Here is a 21,607-nt window from a genome sequence, read left to right as displayed (position 1 = left end):
AACTAATGGGTTGGCTCGACAATCAGGTTACGCTGGTCACTGGCGGCGGCTCAGGGCTCGGACGCGCAGTGGTTGAGCGGTTTATCGACGAAGGCGCATCGGTTGGCGTACTGGATATCGACGAACAGCGACTCGAGGACCTCGAGTCGGAGTTCGGGGACGACGTGGTCACCGTTGCAGGTGACGTGACGTCGGTCGCCGACAACGAACGCGCCGTTTCCGAGACGGTCGACACCTTCGGTAAACTGGATGTGTTCGTCGGGAACGCAGGCATATTCGATCAGAACGTCTCTCTGCCGGAACTGTCCGATGAGGATCTCGAGGAGAGCTTTCGCGAACTGTTCGACGTGAACGTCCTCGGCTACATGATGGGGGCGAAGGCGGCGCTGCCCGAACTTGCCGAAACCGACGGACGGATCGTGTTTACCGCCTCGCAAGCGAGCTTCGGATCCGACGGCGGGGGTGCTCTGTACGTCCCAGCCAAGCACGCGGTTCTCGGACTGGTCCGACAACTTGCATTCGAACTCGCGCCGACGATCCGGGTCAACGCCGTCGCACCGGGATTCGTGCCGACGGACCTCTCTGGGACCGACTCGCTCGGCGGCGAACGCGGCGTCGTGTCCGCCGAGGAGTTCGATCCCACGAACCACCCGCTCGATATCACGCCGTCGGCCGCCGACTACACCGGTGGGTACGTACTGTTAGCGTCCGAATCTGACTCTCGACCGATAACCGGATCGGTGATCCGGGCCGACCTCGGTCGCTCCGTTCGCGGGATCACTGAAGTGAGCCGCTCGGCGGTCGAATACATCACTGAGGACATGACGGACTGACTACGATCTCCTGTCGGATCTCGACCATGACAGACCTCCGACCGGTGCATACATTCAAGTGGAACTTCGCCATACGCTATCGTATGCCTTCACGAGAGCGCTCGCCGCTAGAATGCTGTCAGTACTGTCCGCATAGAAAGTCGGTTACCGGGGCGTGCGAACACGCGATCCGGCAAGCAGTCGTCAAGCAACTCACCGAGGACCGACACGGTGCCTGTCCAGTTTATCGAGACGTAAGACGGCAAGCGATGGACGACCTCTCAACACGACTCGAGTCCCAATCGTAGGGTTTCCCGCCATCGATTATCGGTTACGGTCGATTCGTACGTTTCGATGATATCTGTGAGCGGTGAGTGGCGATTATCACTCATTTTTTTGATGGGAAATCCGCCTGTTGATCGATACGAGTCGTCAATCGTACACTTTCTGCGGGGATAGCAACAGATATTACCGAACACCACCAGTACATTTATATGTCGCCGGTTAGGTGTGGTAAATCATGTCTTGGAGCGAACAATGGCGGTCAGTTGATCGGCCGGACTCGAGCGAAATCCCGGACGAATTCAGTATCTCGGCGCGCTCGACCGAGAAGATGATGCTCGTCTACTTCACGGGTACCACGATCATCGCATATCTCGGGATGAAGTTCATCGGAACTCGAGACCAGTTGATCGCGGGACTCCCCGTAATGATGTGGACGGTTGTCCTGGTGTCGGTGCTGGTAATCCTCGGTCTCTACGCTGTGTTTACTCGAAGCGAGCCGTCCGAGCAGGTGGCTGACCTCGGGGATTCAACGGAGGCGAAGCATGAGTAGCGTCCCGATCACTCCGATACAGGCGCTCCCACCGGAACTCGCCGAGACGATTTCGACGAATCTCCCGCTCTCGCTCGGCATCTTGGCCTGCTACGTCATCGTCTTCATCGGTATCACGCACTTCGCGAGACGGGGGTATTCGGACAGCCTCTCCGATCACATCGTCGCCTCTCGAGGACTGGGGTGGGTCGTCGCCTCGCTCACCCTCGTCGCAACCGTTTTGAGCGGCGTTGGAATGGCCGGCTTTCCGGGGACGGTGTACTCTGTCGGGTTTTCGTTCATCGCGATGATCCTCGTCGGCTACGCGGTGACCGCACCGGCGGTCTGGTACCTCGGTCGGCGCATGTGGGTCGTCGGGAAAGAACACGACCACCAGACGCCCGGCGACCTGCTGGGCGACTACTATCAGAGCGATACGGTCCGGCTCTACACGGTGCTCGCGAGCCTCGCGTTCAACACGACGTACATCGTCGCACAGCTGCTCGCCGGCGGACTGATTTTGATGATACTCACAGGGGGAATCGTCTCGTTCGAACTGGGTGTCATCGTGCTCGCACTCGTGGTCACGGCTCACCTCACTACTACCGGAATGCGCGGGATCGCATACCTCGATACGTTCAACGGAGCGTTGATAACCGTCCTCCTCGGTGGGTTCGGCGTGTTCATCGTAATCCACGCCGGCGGCGTCGGAGAAGTTTTCAACAGCCTTGGCGATGCCCGCGCTGGATTCACGACAGCACCCGGCGTCACAGGGCTGTTCACGCCTGAGGTCATCCTCATCGTCGGCGCTCTGTTCACTATCGGTAACACCCTGCTCTCACCCGCGGGATGGATCCGGATGTACTCCGTCGACGCCGAACGGAACTTCGCCAAGGTCGCCGCGATGATCGTTGGGGTCCTCACGTTGATCTACGTCTTCGGGACGAGCTTCATCGGTATTTACGGACAAACCGTGCTCTCCGAAGGTACGAATCCGGACACGGTTTCATCGCTACTCGCGTTCGACGTGATGCCGTTCGGTCTCGCCGCCTTGTTCCTCGTCGGCATTCTAGCCGCGATTGTCTCCACGACCGACTCGTACGCACACGTGCTGGCGGCGACCGTCTCTCGTGACTTCATCAAAGCGTTCATCAGTCCTGACCTCTCCGAGGACCGCGAACTGGTTTTGAACAGAATCGTAATCATCGCCACGATGCTCGCCGGTGTCGCCGGCGCGCTCGTGTATTCGAGCCTGATAACCCCGCTCGCGCTGTTCGTCGTCGCGATGGCGGTCCAACTGCTACCGCTGTTATTCGGAGCCGTTGCCTGGCCGCGCGCATCCACGGAAGCCGCGATCATCGCCCCAGCTGTCGCCACGATTCTCCTCGGACTGTTCCAGTTCCAGATGATCCCGAACCCGTACGTCACACCGCTGGTTCCGGGGATCCTGGTCGCGACCGTTGCCAACTTTGTCCTCTTTGTAGGCATAAGCTTCCTCACGTCGCCACAGCCGCTCGACAAGATGGAACAATATCATGGACTTATCAACAGGAAGCTCTGATTCATTCTAAGGCCTAACTCTGTAACATCCCATTCCAATCGATTCTGTTGTGATCGACAGGTGTTGGCGGATCAATCCGGTGATTTCCACTCTCAATGCCGTCGTCGTGAAGACCGGTGACGTCGCGATTTCACGATTTCGTCAACCGCGACCTGAGACGGCGTTATCGTCGGCGAGTCGCGCTGCTGCAGCCAGCCAATGTTCTCAGTTCCAAATCGCTTCGTGAGAGTGTTCAACACCTATTCAATGATAATAGTCATGACTTCAGCGAACAACCGGTCTGCTAAAGGCGATAAAGGCGGCCAAGAACGGGACCCGAACAACCAAAACACCACTCAAGGAGATCGGCACACCGCCGCGCTGAGAGGGGAACCGCCTGCTTTACGCCAACCATCCCCAAGTCGGAAAGAATACGAAAACCCACACTCTCAACAGTACTGCAAGCACACGGAGCGATTCGGGAATTGATCAGGCTCTCATGATCACTTCACTCCGTACGGGTTGTCGGATTCAGTCGCGACTGAATATGGTCCGCTAATCGGCTCATCGCTTCGTTGGCCCTATCGACTTCGTCTGTGAGGCTCAAAAAGCCGTGCGCAAGCGACGGATAGTGGTCGTGAGCTGTCGGGATACCGTTTGCTTCGAGTTGTTCTACATACTCAACACCGTCATCCCGAAGTACGTCTAAGCCGGCGGTCAATACGACTGCGGGAGCAACGCCAGAGGGGTCTGATGCTCGACGAACTGCTGCGAGTGGATTCCGTTTGTGGACGGGATCATCGAGGTACTGATCCCAGAACCACTCCATATCGCGACGGGTAAGTAGGGGCTGATCGCTGTGCTGAACGTATGAATCCGTCTCGCGGACAGTGCCCGTGATCGGATAGAGCAGGAACTGCCCTGATAGGCTTGGTCCCGTTTCCCGAGCCCGGAGAGCCACTGCAGCTGCAAGGTTCCCTCCAGCACTCGTCCCAGCCACGCCAATACTGCTCGAATCAGCACCTAACTTGTCTGCGTACTCTGCTGCCCACCGCAGAGCTGTGGAGACATCGTTGAGGGCCGCAGGGAACGGGTGTTCCGGCGCAAGGCGATAATCGACCGAGATAACCAGGCAGCCAGTTCGACTGGCGAGTTCACGACAGATGTTGTCCGCAGAATCGAGTGTACCGAGCGTCCATCCGCCGCCGTGGCAAAAGACGAGAACGGGTGGATGCTCCACCTCCGGCCGATATACCCGTATCGGAATTGCGACTTCGTCACCCTCAATCTCGAAATCACGGACTAAATCTAGGTCGATCCCTACACCACGAGAGAAGACCTCGTCTTCAATCCGCCGGGCACACGGAATCGACATCGAATGCCAGTCCGGGATACCGTTGTCTTCCAGTTCTTCGATAACCGTTGCCATCTGGGGATTCATTCGCTGACTCATCTACGAATAGGTATGATTCCCCATTGCAAATAATTTCACCTTCTGATTGCCTCGGCTGGCGGCCGGTCCGTGCCACCTCTGCTTCTCTGTACAAGCCGAATCACTGTGCTTTTGTAACTTCACAAAGTTTGGAGATTGTCGTCTCTCACGGTTGAAGAGTGGAGGATTTCTATGACGACCAGCTGATGCTAAGCTATTTCCTGTTATGAGTCGTACTGATTAGCATGGGTACCAGACCAACTGACCTCCGGATGGATATTGGTCGTATTGCTGATGAGTCGGTCGCCCGTGTCACGCCTGACGCCACGGTTGCCGAGATCGCTCACACGATGATCTCCCAATCGCGGTGTGCCAGGTACGTGGTCGTCGAAGAATCCGATCAGATCTCTGGTATCATCACCGATCGAGACCTGATTGCTAACCTGCTCACCGAGGAAAGCGAGTTAAGTGTGCTCACAGCCGAGACGAGTGGAGACGACGTACGAGCTGCTGACGTGATGACGCGTGACCCACTTACTGTGCCAGCAGATGCTGAGATTCCAAAAGTCCTGAGACAAATGAACGAAGCGGGTGCTCGACACGTCCCGGTTGTTGAAGACGGGAGCGTTATCGGGATGATCACTCTGGACGATTTAATTACGCATGTTGCTGGTGAGAGCGCACACGTTTCAGCTCAGATGGATAACGTAGCGGGCATCATCCGAACAGAGTCTACGCACGATTGAAACGCTAATTTGGACTCAAAGTTTTTCGTGTTGCTTGTGCTTCCAGAAATAGAGTCAGTTGAGAGAGATTATCGCATGAGGAGCCGTCTAAGGACGTAGTGGAGGATGCCGCCGTGTTCGATATAGGTCACGGCGGCCGGCGTGCCGACCTGTGCTGTGACCGGGAACTCGACAGTCGACCCGTCCGCGCGCTCGGCGATAACGGTCAGTTCGTCCATCACATCGAGCCCGTCATCGAGGCCGTGGATCGTGAAGATCTCAGACCCATCCAGACCGAGAGATTCCCACGAGTCGCCATCATCGAACTGCAGGGGGAGCACACCCATGCCGACGAGGTTGTCGCGGTAGATGCGCTCGTAACTCTCGGCGATGGTTGCGCGAACACCGAGTAGGTCCGTTCCTTTCGCCGCCCAGTCCCGGCTGGAGCCGGTACCGAACTCTTCGCCTGCCATCACGACGAGCGGGACTCCCTCCTCGCGGTAGCGCTGGCTGGCTTCGAACACGGTCGTCTGCTCGTCGGTTGGGTGGTGGATCGTATAGCCACCCTCGACATCGTCGAGCATCTCGTTCTCGATGCGGACATTGGCGAACGTTCCCCGCATCATCACCTCGTGGTTGCCCCGGCGCGCGCCGTAGGTGTTGAACTCGTGCGGCTCAACGCCGTTATCGAGCAGCCACTGGCCGGCAGGGAGGTCAGATCCGAAGGGGCCAGCAGGGCTGATGTGGTCGGTCGTAACGGTATCGCCGAGTGTCAGCAGGCAGCGTGCATCCTCAATATCGGCGACGCCGGGTTTTTCGAGGGGGAAGTCCTGGAAGAACGGCGGCTCTCGGATGTATGTCGAGTCGTCGTCCCACTCGTAGACGTCACCTGTGGGCGCGTCGAGAGCAGCCCACCGCTCGTCACCCTCGAACACAGAGGCATACTTCTCCTCGAACATCTCAGGAGAGACGTTCTCGTGGATTGCTGCCTGCACGTCCGCTGCGTCGGGCCAGATGTCCGCCAGATACACCGATCCCCCCTCCTCGTCGGTGCCTAGCGGCTCGTTCTCGAGGTCGACGTCCATCCGCCCTGCGAGGCCGTAGGCGACGACGAGCGGCGGGCTCGCGAGGTAGTTCGCGCGGATCTTCGGGTGAATACGCGCCTCGAAGTTCCGATTTCCGGAGAGGACGCTCGTCGTCCAGAGGTCGTGGTCGTCGATCGCTTGCTCGATGGGATCGGGAAGTGGTCCGGCGTTCCCGATACAAGTGGTACAGCCGTAGCCGACGACCGCGTACCCGAGCTCTTCGAGATACGGAAGCAGGCCCGATTCCTCGAGGTACTGCGTGACGACGCGACTGCCGGGTGCGAGACTCGTCTTGACGTACGGCGGGACATCTAAACCTTTCTCGACGGCGTTCTGGGCAAGCAGACCAGCAGCGATCATCACCGACGGGTTCGAAGTGTTCGTACAGCTCGTGATGGCGCTGACGAGGACGTCTCCGTGTCCAATTTCCACTGTCTCACCGTCGAGGTCGACCTCAACGCGTTTGGTTAACGGGTGCAGTTCCGATTCGGGTTCGACCTGAACACCGCCGTCGGTCTCCGCACCAGCTGCATCACCTTCGCCGAGCCACCGCTGTAGGGCGTCTTCGTCGACATCATCGAGGTCGTCTTCGAACTCCCCGTGGAGAAGTCCCCGGAAGCTCTGTTTCACGTCCCCCATCGGAATCCGGTCCTGTGGCCGCTTATGTCCGGCGAGACTCGGCTCAACAGTCGAAAGATCGAACTCGACCACCTCGGTGTATTCCGGTTCCTGTTCTCCGAATAGCCCTTGCGCTTCGAGGTACTCGCGAACAAGGTCGATGTGGGCGGGGTCACGCCCGGTGAGTTCGAGATACTCGAGCGTCTGCTCGTCGACCGGGAACATACTGATCGTCGAGCCCTGTTCGGGCGCCATATTGGCGATCGTGGCCCGGTCGGGGACTGTGAGATTCTCCACACCAGGACCGAAGAATTCGACGAACCGGTCGACGACGCCGACCTCGCGGAGCCGTTCGGTGATGTGGAGCACGAGATCCGTCGCCGTCGCGCCCTCGGGTAATTCGCCTTCGAGGCGGACGCCGACGACCTCGGGAAGTTTCATCGTGACCGGCTGACCGAGCATTGCCGCTTCCGCTTCAATGCCGCCGACGCCCCAGCCGACCACACCGATGCCACCGATCATTGGGGTGTGGCTGTCCGTGCCGACGAGTGTGTCCGGCAGGAGCCATTTCTCACCGTCTCGCTCGCGGGCGTGGACGACCCGGCCCAGATGCTCGAGATTCACCTGGTGGACGATGCCGGTCCCCGGCGGGACGACGTTGAAGTTCTCGAAGGCGTTCTGCGCCCACTTGATCGCGCGATACCGTTCGGCGTTGCGCTCGTACTCCAGTTCGACGTTCTTCTCGTAGGCGTCCTCGGAGTCGAAGTAGTCGACTTGGACGCTGTGGTCGATTACGAGATCAATAGGGATCTCTGGTTCGACCAGGGTCGGGTCCCGATCTTTGCGGTCGACTTCGGATCGAAGGGCCGCCAGGTCGACAACTGCGGGCACGCCAGTGAGATCCTGTAGGACGACTCGTGATGGAGAGAACGGAACCTCTGCGTCCGGTACGTCTGGCTTCCAGCCAGCAGCATTCTTGACATCCGCTGCAGTAACAGTTTCGCCGTCGGCGTTCCGGAGCACCGACTCAAGCAGAATACGGATGCTCACAGGGAGCGTGTCGAGGTCACAGAGCCCCTGCTCTTCGAGTGCTCGAAGATCGGCCATCTTGTACGTCGTCCCGTCGACGTCGAGCTCGCGGACGGCATCGAACGGAAGTGTATCAGTCATAGTATCTACACCTGGGATTGGCAGTCGTATCAATCCCTCTCCGAATCCGATTCGACGAGAATCGGGATTTGTTACGCAGAGGCATCGTATCCAGCGTCTTCGACCACAGTCACAAGCTCATCCCGTTCAGCGGACCCCTCGACCGTCGCGGATTCTGAGTCACGATCCGCAGTAGCAGACGTAACCCCCTCAACTTCTTCGAGTGCCTCTTCGACGGTCTGCTCGCAATGTTCACAGGTCATTCCTTCGACGGTGATTGTCTGAGTCATATCCATTCGTAGATAGGGGCGAGTATTCTATGTGGTTTTCTGCTTAGAATCCAATGTTGTCGCAGCCCTGGATCACCGATTTCGAAGGTGTGTTGTGGGCAACAATAATGTATCCTGCGAGACGAAGCGGTCGTATGCGCAATTTGGATGAAACCGACTTAGAAATCCTCTCGTTACTCGCTGATGACGCCCGCCGCCCGTTCAGCGATATTGGCGAGGAGGTCGACTTGTCGGGGCCAGCCGTGTCTGACCGGGTAAAGCGATTACAGGAAGCTGGCATCATTAACAACTTCACGATTGACGTCAACCGGGCTCATCTCCGAGCTGGTGTACCGGTATTTATTCAGGCCGAAATCGGCTCAGCGTCGTTGGAGGCCGCCCGCGAGCGGGCTCGAGAGTCAGATGGCGTTGAACACGTCTTCACGACCTCCGAAGGAGATCTTTGGTTCTATGCCCGTGTTGAAGCCCAGAACGTACGTCAGTGGGTAGATGGACTCTTTAACGAGATCGATGTAGCAGATTACACCGTCACGCTAATTGACGAGCTTGAATGGACGCCGTCCGTTGATGGCGTCGAATTTGCACTCACCTGTGCTGAATGTAACAATACCGTTGATAATCAAGGTGAAACGACGAGAATCGACGGAGAGATCTATCACTTCTGTTGTCCGTCCTGTCTCACACGGTTCGACGATCGGTATCAGCGACTCGAAGAGGGAGCGTAACGCTGTCTTTGGAATCCAAATTTTCCTGCAGTCGAAACCCCGCCTCTCGAAGCAGTAAATCGCCTAAACCTAGACCCCGTATAGTAGAACAAGCATGACAAGCCAAACAATCCATCTTGATATCACGGGAATGTCCTGCGCCAACTGTTCGGCGACGATCCAGGACACTCTCGAATCGCTCGACGGGGTATCGGAGGCGGATGCGAACTTCGCCACCGACGAGGGTTCCGTCACCTACGACCCTGAAGAGGTATCGCTCAAAGAAATCTACGACGCGATCGACGAGGCCGGGTACGGCGCAGTCTCTGAGACGGTAACGATTGCCATCTCCGATATGACCTGTGCCAACTGCGCCGAGACCAACCAAACCGCTCTTGAAAATATTCCGGGCGTCGTTAATGCGGAGGTCAATTACGCAACCGACGAAGCACAGGTCACCTACAATCCTGCGGAAGTATCTATTGGTGCGCTGTACGATGCTATCGAGGAGGCTGGCTACTCGCCCGTCCGCGAAGATGGTGCCGACGAAGAGTCGGGCCAGGACGCACGAGATGCCGCCCGTCAAGCCGAAACTCGGAAACAACTCAGGTTGACCCTCTTTGGGGCAGTGTTATCGGCACCGTTGCTCTTCTTCCTCATCGACAATTATCTGCTCGGTGGCGCGATCGTCCCTGAAGCCGTCTTCGGTGTGGAACTTGGCTGGGTTGAGTTCCTCCTCGCCACGCCGGTACAGGCGATCCTCGGCTGGCCGTTCTATAAGAACTCGTACAAGGCGATCGTGAAGAACGGCCGCGCCAATATGGACGTGCTGATTGCGATCGGTTCAACAACGGCCTATCTATACTCTGTGGCAGTCCTTGCTGAACTCATTGCAGGTGGACTTTATTTCGACACGGCAGCCCTCATCCTCGTGTTCATCACGTTGGGTAACTATCTCGAAGCTCGGTCGAAGGGCCAAGCGGGTGAGGCCCTCCGAAAGCTCCTCGAAATGGAAGCCGAAACGGCGACCATTGTCCGCGAGGACGGCAGTGAAGAAGAAGTTCCGCTTGAAGAGGTCACAACTGGTGACCGGATGAAAATTCGTCCAGGTGAGAAGATTCCCACAGACGGTGTCGTTGTCGACGGTCAGTCTGCCGTCGACGAGTCAATGGTCACTGGCGAATCTGTGCCTGTCGAGAAAGAGGAGGGCGATGAGGTCGTCGGCTCGACGATTAACGAGAACGGCGTCCTTGTCGTGGAGGCGACGAAGGTTGGAGAAGACACGGCCCTCCAACAGATCGTCCAGACAGTCAAGGAGGCCCAGTCGCGCCAGCCCGACATCCAGAATCTCGCCGACCGCATCTCCGCGTACTTCGTGCCTGCGGTCATCGCGAACGCCCTTCTCTGGGGTGTCGTCTGGTTCCTGTTCCCCGAGGCTCTCGCTGGCTTCGTCGACTGGCTCCCGCTGTGGGGTCAGGTTGCTGGCGGCCCGGCCCCGGTCGGTGGGACCGTTTCAGTCTTCGAGTTCGCGATAATTGTCTTCGCGTCCTCGATCCTCATCGCCTGTCCCTGTGCGCTGGGGCTGGCGACGCCCGCAGCGACGATGGTCGGGACGACGATTGGTGCCCAGAACGGCGTCCTGTTCAAGGGCGGTGACATCCTCGAACGAGCGAAAGACGTCGATACAGTCGTCTTCGACAAGACGGGCACACTCACCGAAGGGGAAATGGAACTCACCGACGTGGTCGTCTTTGATAGCGATGGAAATGTGGTGACTGACGGTGGCGAGCCGACCCCAGATGGTGGACAGCTCAGCACCCGTGAGCGCCTCTCAGAGGATGATGTGCTTCGACTGGCGGCGATAGCTGAAAGCGGCAGCGAACACCCGCTCGCCCGTGCAATCGTCGAAGGGGCCGAAGAACGCGGCCTGGACGTGACTGAGCCTGACGACTTCGAGAACGTTCCGGGCCACGGGATCAAAGCAGTCATTGGTGACAGCGAGGTGCTGGTCGGCAACCGCAAGCTGCTGCGGGACAACGGGATCGACCCCTCTCCCGCTGAGGAGACGATGGAACGCCTCGAGAACGAGGGGAAGACGGCGATGCTGGTCGCCTACGAGGGGGAGCTCGTGGGTGTGGTCGCCGACGCCGACACAGTGAAGGAAAGCTCCAAGCAGGCTGTCACAGCACTCCAGGAGCGGGGAGTTGACGTGATGATGATTACGGGCGACAACGAGCGAACTGCCCGTGCGGTCGCTAAACAGGTGGGTATCGACCCGAAGAACGTCCGCGCAGGAGTCCTTCCTGAGGACAAGTCCAACGCGGTCGACAGTATTCAAGACGAGGGCCGGCAGGCGATGATGGTCGGTGACGGCGTCAACGACGCTCCGGCACTCGCGGTCGCACACGTCGGGACAGCAATCGGCTCCGGCACCGACGTCGCCATCGAAGCTGCAGACGTCACGCTGATGCGAGACGACCCGCTCGACGTGGTAAAGGCGATCCGAATCTCAGACGCGACACTCCAGAAGATCAAACAGAACCTCGTGTGGGCGCTCGGTTACAACACGGCGATGATTCCGTTAGCGTCGCTCGGCCTCCTCCAGCCCGTGCTCGCTGCAGCAGCAATGGCGTTCTCGTCGGTGTCGGTGCTGACGAACAGTCTCCTGTTCCGGCGGTACACCCCCGATCACGACTACAAGCTCTTCGGATTTCTTCGCTAACCGTCACCTCTAGATCAATGTCGAATATTTCCCGGCACACGGTTCGAAGGTACCTCGTCGAGACAGCCAGTAGCGAACCGACATACCTCCGGGCTCGCGAGATTGCCAGCGACCTCGACGGATCTCCCAAGGCAGTCGCGCAGTACCTCAGCCAGCTCCAGGACGAACTCACAATCGTTTCACTCGAACAGTGGGGGCGCTCGAAAAGCACGACGTGGCGATTGGAGGTGAACGGGTCGTGAGTACTGTCACCCGCCGCGTCGAGACTGTCCTTCCGGAGACCGGCTCACGCGAGTGGTGGGCGCTGTACCTGCTGGCCCCGCTCGTCCTTCTCGGTGGGGGCATCCTCGTGTTTCCGACGTTGGTCTACGACCGGTTCATCTGGCAGTATCTCTGGGGACCAGTCGTCGCCGATGCGGCCGGTCAGCCAGTCACGCACGAGGGGATTCGTGCTGTCCAGGGCTACAACGCGGTGAACACGGTAATCTACCTCGCGGCAGTCGTATACAGCCTCCCCGGACTACGTGCGTATCTCGACCAACTCGACGTCACGTTCGACGCACGACTGGCCTACGGGTTCGCTCCGATCATCATCGCAGGTGGGGCGATGCGCGCCCTCGAGGATCTCGGGCTGCTCGGGGACTACGCGGTGTGGTTCATCACGCCATCGATTTACATCGTCGTCACCGCTGTCACCATCCTCGCGCTCGGTGTCGGTGCACTCTTGCGTGACCAAAATATCGGATCTATCCCGCTAACAGTCGGGCTCGTCGGGTCGGTGTGGGCTGTCGGGGCCGTCTGGTGGGCTGTTTGGCACGGCCTCTCGACATCGACCCCACTCCGCCTATGGGTTCCTGTCGCGACGACGGGGATAGCGCTCGGCGTAACCGCACTCTACTACTGGGGCACGAGTTTCGCCAATATCACCCACCTTCGACACCCGCTAATTCTGCTGGCCGTTTTCGGCCAGTTGTGGGACGCTGCGCAGAATCTCATCGGTGTGACGTTCCTCGGCTACTCCCCAAAGCTGGTCGTGACGAATCTCGTGTACCAGGCGACTGGATTCTCCGGATCGACGTTCGTGCTGAAACTCGTCGTGACTGTCGGCATCGTGTGGTATCTCGCCGATGCGAAAGAGGAGATGAATCACACGTGGTGGTGGCTTATGACGTTCTTCATCGGAGCGATCGGACTCCCGATGGGCGTTCGTGGGTCACTTCGGATGCTGTTGGGAGCTTAACGATGGCCTCAAAGATTGGCAAAAACCGATGACTCGAACGTCCAAAATTGCGGTAATAGGTGGAGGGATGGCCGGGCTTGCAGCAGCTGCTGGATTCGACGACGCTGGATTCGTCGTCGAACTATATGAGCGGCAGTCCTACGATAGCAAAGGCGTTAATTGCGGAGAAGCGATGACAGCGGTATCGAAGATCCCACTCGAACCGACTGTAGAGAACGGCTTTCTCAACCCGCTGCCAGCGATGGAAGTGGAGGTGTATGACGGAATCGACGCCGATCGCCACCGCACTGGAGCCGGCACCTTTCCTGCTGCGGATACATATATAACGGACCGAAATGTCGTTGAGCAGTCCTGGGCAGAACAACTCTCAGAGAAGGGTGTTGACATCCACGAAAACCAGTCTATCACACGGACAGATTTCCACGAGTTCACCGATGAGTATGATCTCGTCGTTGATGCAACCGGTCAGCCATCACTCATCGGCGCGGCCGGCGCCGGTCTCGGCAGTGCTGGAACGGCGGGCGCGAGCGCCGCCGGGAGCGGGGGGCTGACCGGCACCGCCAGAACTGCGGTGGCGAACTGGTCCGCGACCGGCCGGCGCTTTCTCAGGAGGGGGCTCGCTGCGATCCCCTGGGAGCTACTCCCGATCTTCAAGTACAGCAGGTACGACGACTCGGACCCCCTCGAGAACGAGACTCGAGCGACAATCTACGAGACCGTCGAAGCGAAGCCGGGCTGTTACCTCTCAGAGCTCGGCGAGGACGCCGGCGTTTCCCTGTCGACGGTTCGCCATCATGTCCAGATCCTCGAGGACGAAGGGCTCCTCACGACCGCCAAAGTCAACGGCAAGCGCCGGTACTACCTCGAGGAGACCGACGCTGCCCTTCAGGCGGCGCTCGAGGAACCCGCCAAACGCGACGTACTCGAGGTCCTCTCGACGCTCGAGCGCCCGAACAACAGTCAACTCGCGAGCGCGCTCGAGCGCGATCCGAGCACGATCACGCACCACCTGTCCGCGCTCGAGGACGACGGACTCGTGATTCGCGAGCGCGACGGGCGCTCGACCGTCACCGAACTCGCGCCGGAGACGAAAGCGGCGCTGCGGAAGACGGAGGTTTCGACGCTCGAGGACGCATCGGGCGGAGCCACGGCCGATTGACCGAGTGCAGACAGACGCTGTGCTGGCTGAATTCGGTGACGGATCAGTCCTCGAACGACCCCGTGTCGCCGCGTCGGTACCGGTCGATCCGCTGGTAGCCGAGCACGACCGCGTCCTCGTCGAGTTCGATCTCGTACCGCCCGAGGACGTCCTGCGTGTCCGGGACCGAGGCGCGTTCGACGACTTCCGCGACCGCGCGCCAGCCCTCGTCCGTCGGCGTGATTTCGCTGACCCCGTCGAACCGATAGCCGATGAGTTCGCCCGCCGTCGACTCTACGGTTCGACGGACTGCGAGCACGCCCTCGATCTTGCTCTCGTCGACGTCGCCGGTTTCGATGTCCGCATCCTCGAGCGAACTCGTATCGACATCTTCGGGATCCGTCGTTTCCTCGCCGGCCATCGCGGCCGTTTGCGAACCGGTGGTATCGCCCTCCTGCTGGTCGTGTTCCTGTTCGTGCTGTCGTTCGGTTTGACTGTCGCTCACTGTCGAATCACTCTCGTCGTGTTGGTAGCAAAACCCGTCGTCCTGGGCCGGCCGAGAGCAGCGCTCGCCGTCGTCGGTGAGCGCGTGACATCGCTCGCTCGAGTCGGTGTCGGCTTCGGCCATCGTAACAGGGTAGTTTCGGTGGTTCGATTCGCTGCGTCCTCGGCCGTTTCTGGGGGCCGCTTTCGAAGGTTATCGGTTGCGTCGTCGGTTCTAAGCCGTAATTACGAGGTCGACTGCGGCGACGACTCGGCGCGTCGTTCGATCTCGAGTTCTTCGAGATCCTCGAGATCCCCGTCGGCCGTCGCCTTCTCAATTTTTGCGATCTCCTCCGCGTAGTGCAGGAAGGTGTCCACCGACGCGACGACGACGCGCGCTTCGATCGTGAGCAGTTCGATCCCGACGACGGAAACACGTGCCCAGATGTCGATTACGACGCCCTTGTCGAGGACCCGATCGAGTACCTCCGCGAGACTCGAGGAGTCCGGTCTTCGTTGTGGTGATGCCATCTCGACTGTCCCTCCACTGGGAACGGGTTTGACGGCTCGCGTTGCGTTTGCAAGTCGGCCGCCACACCACGTCTCCCGCCGATTCAACGCCGTTAGCTGCTGTTCAGAACTGAAGTGTGATCCAGTATCGGCGAATCGGCCGGGCAGCGATAGTCTGAGAGGTGTGGCGGTTTTCGCACGCGGACACGCCGCGCGCCGCCAGAGAGACACTCCGGCAGCGGGCCGCTCGTGCGAGCACGAGTATCCCCCGGCGGGGAACTGCTACTGCAAGCACGAGTATAACGGCGGCTGGAAGCGTACCTCGGTTCGAATCGCGATCGCGGTCCCACGGTGACCTGACTGGTGACCCTGACCCGACTGATGGCCCCACGGCATTCGGGCTGATGATAGTCTGTGGAGTCTCCCCTCGTCTCCGCTGTGGTCCGTGGGGTCTCCCTCGAGCGCCGTCGGAGGTTCGGACCCGACGGTTCCCGACCGATCTGACGACGGGTGGAAGCCACGACGCTCAACCGAGCCCGCGAACGCGACGACACCATGAACACCGTACTGAACCGCCGTCGGCGACTCCGAGCGCATCCCGTCTCCTCGAGCGGTTGCGTTCGATCCACCTCCTCGAGCGATTGTATTCGACCAGCGAGCGGCTTCGTTCGACGCACACCTCGAGCGGTGCGTCGATCGCGCCCCTGCCCACGCTCTGCGAGGCTATCGCTTGCTTCGAGATGTGCCACCATCGAAGGAGGTGCTCACGCGTGAGCAACCGCTACGTCTACGGCATCGTCGAATCCGGCGCGGATCTCGAGTTCGAAACCGACGCCGTGGGGGGCGCAGATCGCGTCTACACCGTCTCCCACCGCCGATACGAGGCCGTCGTTTCGGACATCGACACGACCGAGCCGGAGGAGACGGACGAGGACGCGAGACGCCACGACGAGGTCCTCCGCGAGATCATGGCGCGGACGAACGGTCATCCGATCGTCCCGATGCGGTTCGGGATGGCCTTCGAGAGCAACCGGGCGCTGAAGAACGTCATTCGAGGCGCTCGCTCGGCGTTCCGACGCGCGATCCGCGATATCGAGGGCCGGATCGAACTCGGACTCAAGCTGGTCACCGAGGCGGACGCCGACGTCGACCGAGCGGAGATCGAAGAACTCGTCGCCGAGACGCTCGAGCCGCTGGCCGTCCAATCGGTCGAGAACGACGACTTCAGCGATCGGCTCGTCGTAAACCGGTCGTACCTCGTCGAGGAATCGGCGTGCGAACAGTTCGACGAGGCCGTCGCGGAACTCGAGGATCATCCCAATCTCGAGGACGTGATCGTCCAGTATACGGGCCCGTTCGCCCCCTACAGCTTCGTCGACGTGACGATCGGGGCGCGGTGATCTCCCGTGTTCGTCCTCGACGACCTTCTCTTCGGGCCGTTCGTGAACATCCTCGATGCGATCCACACCGTCGCACTCGACGAACTCTACGATATCGAGGCACTCGAGGACGAACGGAAGGAGAACCGGCTCCTGTACGAACTCGGCGAGCGGTCGGAGACGGAGTATCGCGACCGAAAGGAAGCGATCGAGGACGAACTCGAGGTCGCCCGCGAAGCCCACGAACACCTGCGGAGTGGACGCGTCGAGGTGAAACGATAATGACTGACGAACTGCCACCTGACGACGACCGACCGGACGAACCGGATGGAGACCGACGGGACGAAACGGATGGCGACCGATTGGACGAACGCGACGACCAGAAGAAGCGCTCACGCGGTGACGACCACTGGCTCTCGAGTCTCCTCGGGCTTCTCGACGCGCTAGATCGGTCCGCGAGCGGCTCCGGATCCGATCGGCGCGGCGGCCGGTTCGGCTTCGAGTACGATGTCTCGATCGATTCGGGGCTCGAGTCGGACGGGTACGCAAACGGACGGCCACCGATTCGATCGTCCGACGGTTCGCAAGAGCGTCCCGGCGGGCGCGATGCCGGGTCTCGATCCTCCCGAACGCGTCGGCGTCGCCCATCACCCCCGCCACATCACGTCTCAGTCCGACGGTTCGACGACGAACTGGTGCTCGCCGCCGATATCTCCGGCGTGGACCCCGAGACGGTCACCGTCGGATTCAGCGGGAGCGGCGACGACGCCGCGCTCGTCGTGGGCGTCGGTGACAGGGAACTCGAGCGCGTCGACGTGCCGTGGAACCCGTCGGCCGTCGAAACTGAGGCGCGGATCAAAAACGGCGTCCTGACTGTGACCGTCTCGAGCGGTCCCGCCGACACGGAGTCGAACGCGAGATCCGACGCCCCAGGTTCGGGGGGTGATCGACGTGACTGAGGGATCGAGCGAAACCGATACTGGAGCCGTTTTCGAGAACGCGCTGGAACGACTCGAGTCGCTTCGGGCAGAACTTGATCCCGTCGAATCGCTCGAGGACGTGGACGACGAGACGCTCGAAGCCCTCCTCGGCGACGTCGACGCGCTCGTGACGGTCGCGACGGAACTCGAGGAGGTGTTCGACGCGCTCGACCTCGAACAGCTGCCGGAGGCGGTCGACGGCGACGAACTGCTCGAGGCGATCGACGCGAGCGAGGTTCCCGCGGCGCTGAGCGACGACGAGCGCGGCGTCGGCGATGTCGTCGACTTCGGTCAGGTAGTCAAAGCGATCGACTTACTGAGCGCCTGGAACGCGACCGATCTGACCGCGATCTGGGAGGAAACGCAGGACCTCGAGGAAGCGGTCTACGACCTCGCGAACGACGAAGACGGCGGACTGGCCGCTACGGCCGCATCGGCCGTGACCGACGAGGAGGGCGGCGGCCTCGTCGGCGACGATGGGATTCTCGGCGGGGAGGAAAACGGCGACGGACTGCTCGGCGGCGGAGACGAACTCCTCGAGGATGTGGACGAACGTCTCGAGGGCGTCGATCCGACGGACGCGCTGGGATCGATCGACGTCGACGAAAATCCCGAGGCTTACCAGGTGTTCATCCAGCAGCAGGCGATGGCGGGGATCGACGAGTTTCGGGATGCGCTGTTAAAGACCCACGGGAAGTTCGAGACGCTCTACGAACTGAACCGCGAGAAGATGCGCCGACAGGATACGAGCACCAGTTCCAGAAATCCGACCGCCGTCTCGACGATTCCGACCGATCGGCGCGACCTCGGCGGTGGCGCTCGGTACTCGACGGTCCCGCGAAAAGTGAAGTACTCGACCGCACCGGCTCGAGACCGGATCTACGGACGCCGATTCGAACTCGAGCGAAAGCGGCGGGGGTACGACGATGACTGAGGTGAACGCAATGCTAGCTAAATCACGATGTCCGACGGTCGACGCGTCAGCCCGAATCGACTACGAACACCCGCGGAGCGCTCGAACGACCGCGCGGGGAGGTGATCGGCGTGGTCGATGACTTCCAGCCGAGTCGCCAACAGACCGACCTCGCTGAGGTCGTCGAACTGCTCCTCGACAAGGGGATCGTCATCAACGCCGACATCGCGGTCTCGATCGGCGACACACAGCTTCTGGGGATCCAGCTTCGAGCCGCGATCGCCTCGTTCGAGACGGCGGCGAAGTACGGTCTCGAGTTCCCCGAGGGGACGGATATGCGGCGAGTCGCCGAGGCCGTCGACGATCCTGAGCTGGCCGACACGGATCGTCCCAATCCGGCGATCGATCCGACTCGAGGCGTGAACGTCACGCCGAATCCCGAGGATGGCGGCGGTGATTCTGACGATCAGGCCGACGCCGAAAGAGACGAGACAGCCACTGATAGCGACAGCGATCGGGGCGCAGCCGTCGAGGAAACCGAAGCGAACCCGACCAGCGACGGCACCGAAGCGGACCCGACCGTCGGCGACGCTGAATCGCAGCAGGCTGCCGACGACACCGAGGCGGCCCTGGCTGATACCGACACCGAGTCGGCAGACCCGGCCGGTGACGACGCCGACGAGGACGACGGAGAGATCGAGGCGATACCGGAGGCGGGTGCCGAATGACGACCATCGACGTCGGCGACGGCGAGAACGCGAGGGACGGCCTCATGACGCTCGTAGTCACCGTCGTCGAACTGCTCGTCGACGCACTCGAGCGGGAAGCCATCCGCCGAATGGAGTCCGGTGATCTACAAGAGGACGAGATCGAGCGGCTGGGAGAACAGCTCGCGACGATCGAGGCCGAACTCGAGTCGCTGAAAGCCGACGAGGGCATCGACGACGACGTCGACGACCTCCGTGGCGACCTCGACGGGCTGGTACGCGACGCCATCGAGCAGTTATCGGGCGAGCACGAGGACTACCGACGACCCGGCTACTCCGTATTCGGCGGTGAGAACCGATGAGTCGCGATCGAGCGGACTCGGGCGTCGGCTCTCGGGGGCGTCGGTCTGGTGCTGCCGATGAAAATACCCCGCCCAATATCGAGGACGGCCGCTACCTATACTGTGCGGTTCGGATCGACGGCGACGACGTTCCGGGCGACGGGGATCGGCTCTCCCTCGAGAACGGCGGTGTCGACGGCGAACCCGTCACGGTGCTCGCCGTCGACGATATCGGCGTCGTCTGTCACGCGTGCGACGACATCTACGATTCGGGCGACATCGCCCAGATCAAACGGTGGCTTGTCCGCCACCAGACCGTCGTCGATAGCGCGGGGGAGACCTTCGGCACGCCGGTGCCGTTTCAGTTCGATACGATCGTCAGAACCGGCGACGAGGGGCTTCGAGAGTGGCTCCGGACCGAATACGGCACGCTCGAGCGAACGCTTCGGGAACTGGCCGGCCACTGGGAGTACCGCATCGAAGTCGTCGAGACGGATTCCGTCGACGAGCAACACCTCCTCGAGACGGACGGGCGACTCGCCGACCTCCGCGATCGGATCGACGACTCGAGTTCGGGAACCGCGCACTTGCTCGAAAAACAGTATGAACAGCGCGTCGGCCAGTTGCGAGCGAACCGTCGGGAAACCGTCGAATCGGACCTCCGGAATCGGCTCGACGAACGCGCCCGCGAAGTGCACGCGCTCGAGCGCTCCCCCAGCGCGACGCTCGGAGACGGCTCGACGGGTTCGACGAAACCGGCGGGAATCGACGACGGCGAGACGCTGTGTCGGTTTACTGTTCTGGCCCACGAGGACGACGAGTCCGCGGTCGGATCGGTCCTCGACGACGTCGCGGAGAACCCCGGCTTCGCGGTCACGTTCACCGGTCCGTGGCCGCCGTACACCTTTGCACCCGAACTGGGAGGGACCGACGAATGATTCCAAGAAAAGACGACGAGGTGCTGGTCGACCTCCTCGACGTGATCTTGCGCGACGGGGTCGTCCTCCGCGTCGACGTGATCGTTTCGGTCGCCGACATCCCCCTCGTCGGGCTCAAACTCACGGCCGTCCTCGCCGGGATGGACACGATGACCGAGTACGGACTCTTCGAGAAGTGGGACACGGAGCGCCGTCGCTCGGCCCTCACCCGCCGACAGTACGGCGACTCGAGAAACCGCGTCCCCGCTGGATCGAACGATACGGACACGACGACGAACGCGGACACGACGACGAACGCGAACGATCGGAACGCATCGTCAGAATCGAACGAGCGAAACGAAAAACGGTGAACGCCAGAAGATCACCGAGCGAGACGAACCGATTCCAACCCCGAGAGAGACGAGTCGAACTCGGCGCGAGTTTTTACGCGTACTTCGGTCGCTCTCTGGTGAGTTCGACGTCGCCTGTGACGCTCGCTTCGTCGTGGTCCTCGTCGTAAATGTACTGTCCCGTCGATTCACAGAGCGTACATTCGTAGTGTTCGGTGATTTCGTTGATCATCTCGCCGTCTTCGAAGTACACCCGACTCTGCGTGATCTGGAGAAACTGGGCGGTCTCGCAGTTCGTACAGGTGATCATACCGACCTCTCGGCCGGGATAGGTTGTAGTTATCCGGCTTGTAACCGAAAGTAGGCGGTTTCTATGAGCGGATTAACAGGGCCGAATCTCGAGCGGCTATTTCCCACGCAGCGAACGATCGTGCAGCTCGTCACAACGGTCGTTAGCGACCGGGTAAGCAGTCTATACCGCAAGCGTGCGCCGTGGTTTTACCCCGTCGAACGCAATCCAACCGGCAGAGTAACACGCGCTGTCTCCCGTCGAAAGCGATAGCCGGCAGGCACCGTGACCGCGGTCCGGAGTGTCATCGCAAAACCGAATCGTTTCGATGCCGCTCCGAATCGACATCGTTGCTTTCCTGAACGAAACAGTTCTCGAAAGTGAACCGAACACCGAATCGGTTCGTCGTCCGTCGGCGTTCGTCCTCCAGTGTCGCAGTCGACCACCCGCGTCACCGGCGGACGAGCGG

At 60.6% G+C, this 21,607-nt stretch carries 23 protein-coding genes; 17 read left to right on the top strand and 6 right to left on the bottom strand.

The genetic code is table 11. The annotated features are described in order from the left end of the window. The first annotated feature begins 5 nt into the window (after nt 1-5). The 3 genes from hcaB to EL22_RS04870 all read left to right on the top strand — a co-directional run bounded on the left by hcaB (nt 6) and on the right by EL22_RS04870 (nt 3,187). The gene (gene hcaB, locus EL22_RS04880) at nt 6-833 is read left to right on the top strand and encodes a 3-(cis-5,6-dihydroxycyclohexa-1,3-dien-1-yl)propanoate dehydrogenase (RefSeq protein ID WP_050050402.1); all 828 of its coding nucleotides are present in this window, start codon (nt 6-8) and stop codon (nt 831-833) included. 499 nt (nt 834-1,332) lie between these two features. Continuing rightward, nucleotides 1,333-1,647 carry a hypothetical protein gene (locus tag EL22_RS04875; protein WP_050050401.1) on the top strand — a complete coding sequence of 105 codons (315 nt, stop codon included), beginning with the start codon at nt 1,333-1,335 and terminating at the stop codon, nt 1,645-1,647. Continuing rightward, nucleotides 1,640-3,187 carry a sodium:solute symporter gene (locus EL22_RS04870; RefSeq protein ID WP_050050400.1) on the top strand — a complete coding sequence of 516 codons (1,548 nt, stop codon included), beginning with the start codon at nt 1,640-1,642 and terminating at the stop codon, nt 3,185-3,187. Before EL22_RS04875 ends, EL22_RS04870 begins: the two co-directional genes overlap by 8 nt. 487 nt (nt 3,188-3,674) lie before the next feature. On the opposite strand, the gene EL22_RS04865 is transcribed toward EL22_RS04870, so the two are convergent. Beyond that, complete coding sequence (locus tag EL22_RS04865; protein WP_231587879.1) at nt 3,675-4,595, bottom strand: alpha/beta hydrolase; 921 nt, start codon at nt 4,593-4,595, stop codon at nt 3,675-3,677. A 248-nt stretch (nt 4,596-4,843) separates the two neighbouring features. On the opposite strand from EL22_RS04865, the gene EL22_RS04860 reads away from it, so the two are divergent. Further along, nucleotides 4,844-5,344, top strand: coding sequence for a cyclic nucleotide-binding/CBS domain-containing protein (locus tag EL22_RS04860; protein ID WP_004594590.1), 501 nt, complete (start codon nt 4,844-4,846; stop codon nt 5,342-5,344). 68 nt (nt 5,345-5,412) lie between these two features. On the opposite strand, the gene acnA is transcribed toward EL22_RS04860, so the two are convergent. Further along, nucleotides 5,413-8,196: an aconitate hydratase AcnA gene (gene acnA / locus EL22_RS04855; protein ID WP_050050398.1), complete on the bottom strand. Its 2,784-nt coding sequence runs from the start codon at nt 8,194-8,196 to the stop codon at nt 5,413-5,415. Between the two features lie 71 nt (nt 8,197-8,267). After that, nucleotides 8,268-8,465 carry a heavy-metal-associated domain-containing protein gene (locus tag EL22_RS04850; RefSeq protein WP_049938510.1) on the bottom strand — a complete coding sequence of 66 codons (198 nt, stop codon included), beginning with the start codon at nt 8,463-8,465 and terminating at the stop codon, nt 8,268-8,270. Nucleotides 8,466-8,599: 134 nt separating this feature from the next. On the opposite strand from EL22_RS04850, the gene EL22_RS04845 reads away from it, so the two are divergent. The 5 genes from EL22_RS04845 to EL22_RS15865 all read left to right on the top strand — a co-directional run bounded on the left by EL22_RS04845 (nt 8,600) and on the right by EL22_RS15865 (nt 14,290). Beyond that, nucleotides 8,600-9,190, top strand: a complete 591-nt coding sequence (locus EL22_RS04845) for an AsnC family transcriptional regulator (RefSeq protein ID WP_049986206.1) — start codon at nt 8,600-8,602, stop codon at nt 9,188-9,190. 94 nt (nt 9,191-9,284) lie between these two features. Then, on the top strand, nt 9,285-11,891 hold the full coding sequence (locus tag EL22_RS04840) for a heavy metal translocating P-type ATPase (RefSeq protein ID WP_004594598.1): 2,607 nt from the start codon (nt 9,285-9,287) through the stop codon (nt 11,889-11,891). Nucleotides 11,892-11,908: 17 nt separating this feature from the next. Next, complete coding sequence (locus tag EL22_RS04835) at nt 11,909-12,133, top strand: hypothetical protein (RefSeq protein WP_004594599.1); 225 nt, start codon at nt 11,909-11,911, stop codon at nt 12,131-12,133. Further along, complete coding sequence (locus tag EL22_RS04830) at nt 12,130-13,131, top strand: DUF63 family protein (protein ID WP_050050397.1); 1,002 nt, start codon at nt 12,130-12,132, stop codon at nt 13,129-13,131. Before EL22_RS04835 ends, EL22_RS04830 begins: the two co-directional genes overlap by 4 nt. 67 nt (nt 13,132-13,198) lie before the next feature. Continuing rightward, complete coding sequence (locus EL22_RS15865; RefSeq protein WP_231587878.1) at nt 13,199-14,290, top strand: helix-turn-helix domain-containing protein; 1,092 nt, start codon at nt 13,199-13,201, stop codon at nt 14,288-14,290. 43 nt (nt 14,291-14,333) lie between these two features. Here EL22_RS15865 and gvpO read toward each other — a convergent pair whose 3' ends face one another. Both gvpO and gvpA read right to left on the bottom strand, forming a co-directional pair. Beyond that, entirely contained in the window at nt 14,334-14,897 is a 564-nt protein-coding gene (gvpO, locus tag EL22_RS04820; protein WP_050050396.1) for a gas vesicle protein GvpO, halophile-type, read from the bottom strand. Between the two features lie 101 nt (nt 14,898-14,998). Next, nucleotides 14,999-15,283: a gas vesicle protein GvpA gene (gene gvpA / locus EL22_RS04815; protein WP_050050395.1), complete on the bottom strand. Its 285-nt coding sequence runs from the start codon at nt 15,281-15,283 to the stop codon at nt 14,999-15,001. 749 nt (nt 15,284-16,032) lie between these two features. Between gvpA and EL22_RS04805 the strand changes: the two genes are divergently transcribed. From EL22_RS04805 to gvpM, 8 genes are all read left to right on the top strand, one after another. Beyond that, the gene (locus tag EL22_RS04805; protein WP_050050393.1) at nt 16,033-16,662 is read left to right on the top strand and encodes a GvpL/GvpF family gas vesicle protein; all 630 of its coding nucleotides are present in this window, start codon (nt 16,033-16,035) and stop codon (nt 16,660-16,662) included. 6 nt (nt 16,663-16,668) lie between these two features. Beyond that, the gene (gene gvpF / locus EL22_RS04800; protein WP_050050392.1) at nt 16,669-16,923 is read left to right on the top strand and encodes a gas vesicle protein GvpF; all 255 of its coding nucleotides are present in this window, start codon (nt 16,669-16,671) and stop codon (nt 16,921-16,923) included. Beyond that, nucleotides 16,923-17,600: a gas vesicle protein GvpH gene (gene gvpH / locus EL22_RS04795; RefSeq protein WP_050050391.1), complete on the top strand. Its 678-nt coding sequence runs from the start codon at nt 16,923-16,925 to the stop codon at nt 17,598-17,600. The genes gvpF and gvpH overlap by 1 nt, the downstream gene beginning before the upstream one ends. Beyond that, nucleotides 17,593-18,555, top strand: coding sequence for a hypothetical protein (locus tag EL22_RS04790; RefSeq protein WP_050050516.1), 963 nt, complete (start codon nt 17,593-17,595; stop codon nt 18,553-18,555). The genes gvpH and EL22_RS04790 overlap by 8 nt, the downstream gene beginning before the upstream one ends. A 110-nt stretch (nt 18,556-18,665) precedes the next feature. Then, nucleotides 18,666-19,262: a gas vesicle protein GvpJ gene (gene gvpJ, locus EL22_RS04785; protein ID WP_082146683.1), complete on the top strand. Its 597-nt coding sequence runs from the start codon at nt 18,666-18,668 to the stop codon at nt 19,260-19,262. Then, on the top strand, nt 19,259-19,603 hold the full coding sequence (gene gvpK, locus EL22_RS04780) for a gas vesicle protein GvpK (RefSeq protein ID WP_050050389.1): 345 nt from the start codon (nt 19,259-19,261) through the stop codon (nt 19,601-19,603). Before gvpJ ends, gvpK begins: the two co-directional genes overlap by 4 nt. Then, nucleotides 19,600-20,520 carry a gas vesicle protein GvpL gene (gvpL, locus tag EL22_RS04775; protein ID WP_050050388.1) on the top strand — a complete coding sequence of 307 codons (921 nt, stop codon included), beginning with the start codon at nt 19,600-19,602 and terminating at the stop codon, nt 20,518-20,520. Before gvpK ends, gvpL begins: the two co-directional genes overlap by 4 nt. Continuing rightward, nucleotides 20,517-20,870: a gas vesicle protein GvpM gene (gene gvpM / locus EL22_RS04770; RefSeq protein ID WP_082146665.1), complete on the top strand. Its 354-nt coding sequence runs from the start codon at nt 20,517-20,519 to the stop codon at nt 20,868-20,870. The genes gvpL and gvpM overlap by 4 nt, the downstream gene beginning before the upstream one ends. Before the next feature lie 73 nt (nt 20,871-20,943). On the opposite strand, the gene EL22_RS04765 is transcribed toward gvpM, so the two are convergent. Continuing rightward, a complete protein-coding gene (locus EL22_RS04765; RefSeq protein WP_050050387.1) occupies nt 20,944-21,159 on the bottom strand; it encodes a hypothetical protein in 216 nt (71 codons plus the stop codon). Between the last annotated feature and the right edge of the window lie 448 nt (nt 21,160-21,607).

It is taken from the genome of Halostagnicola sp. A56 (assembly GCF_000691505.1).
Taxonomy (GTDB): Archaea; Halobacteriota; Halobacteria; order Halobacteriales; family Natrialbaceae; genus Halostagnicola.
The sequence above is the reverse complement of the archived record's forward strand: the minus strand, read 5'-3'. Positions and strand labels throughout refer to the sequence as shown.

Excerpts from the sequence above, each read along its gene's own strand:
- hcaB (WP_050050402.1), top strand. The coding sequence starts at position 6 with ATGGGTTGGCTCGACAATCAGGTTACGCTGGTCACTGGCGGCGGCTCA.
- EL22_RS04875 (WP_050050401.1), top strand. The coding sequence starts at position 1,333 with ATGTCTTGGAGCGAACAATGGCGGTCAGTTGATCGGCCGGACTCGAGC.
- EL22_RS04870 (WP_050050400.1), top strand. The coding sequence starts at position 1,640 with ATGAGTAGCGTCCCGATCACTCCGATACAGGCGCTCCCACCGGAACTC.
- EL22_RS04865 (WP_231587879.1), bottom strand. The coding sequence starts at position 4,595 with ATGGCAACGGTTATCGAAGAACTGGAAGACAACGGTATCCCGGACTGG.
- EL22_RS04860 (WP_004594590.1), top strand. The coding sequence starts at position 4,844 with ATGGGTACCAGACCAACTGACCTCCGGATGGATATTGGTCGTATTGCT.
- acnA (WP_050050398.1), bottom strand. The coding sequence starts at position 8,196 with ATGACTGATACACTTCCGTTCGATGCCGTCCGCGAGCTCGACGTCGAC.
- EL22_RS04850 (WP_049938510.1), bottom strand. The coding sequence starts at position 8,465 with ATGACTCAGACAATCACCGTCGAAGGAATGACCTGTGAACATTGCGAG.
- EL22_RS04845 (WP_049986206.1), top strand. The coding sequence starts at position 8,600 with ATGCGCAATTTGGATGAAACCGACTTAGAAATCCTCTCGTTACTCGCT.
- EL22_RS04840 (WP_004594598.1), top strand. The coding sequence starts at position 9,285 with ATGACAAGCCAAACAATCCATCTTGATATCACGGGAATGTCCTGCGCC.
- EL22_RS04835 (WP_004594599.1), top strand. The coding sequence starts at position 11,909 with ATGTCGAATATTTCCCGGCACACGGTTCGAAGGTACCTCGTCGAGACA.
- EL22_RS15865 (WP_231587878.1), top strand. The coding sequence starts at position 13,199 with ATGGCCGGGCTTGCAGCAGCTGCTGGATTCGACGACGCTGGATTCGTC.
- gvpO (WP_050050396.1), bottom strand. The coding sequence starts at position 14,897 with ATGGCCGAAGCCGACACCGACTCGAGCGAGCGATGTCACGCGCTCACC.
- gvpA (WP_050050395.1), bottom strand. The coding sequence starts at position 15,283 with ATGGCATCACCACAACGAAGACCGGACTCCTCGAGTCTCGCGGAGGTA.
- gvpH (WP_050050391.1), top strand. The coding sequence starts at position 16,923 with ATGACTGACGAACTGCCACCTGACGACGACCGACCGGACGAACCGGAT.
- gvpK (WP_050050389.1), top strand. The coding sequence starts at position 19,259 with ATGACGACCATCGACGTCGGCGACGGCGAGAACGCGAGGGACGGCCTC.
- gvpL (WP_050050388.1), top strand. The coding sequence starts at position 19,600 with ATGAGTCGCGATCGAGCGGACTCGGGCGTCGGCTCTCGGGGGCGTCGG.
- gvpM (WP_082146665.1), top strand. The coding sequence starts at position 20,517 with ATGATTCCAAGAAAAGACGACGAGGTGCTGGTCGACCTCCTCGACGTG.
- EL22_RS04765 (WP_050050387.1), bottom strand. The coding sequence starts at position 21,159 with ATGATCACCTGTACGAACTGCGAGACCGCCCAGTTTCTCCAGATCACG.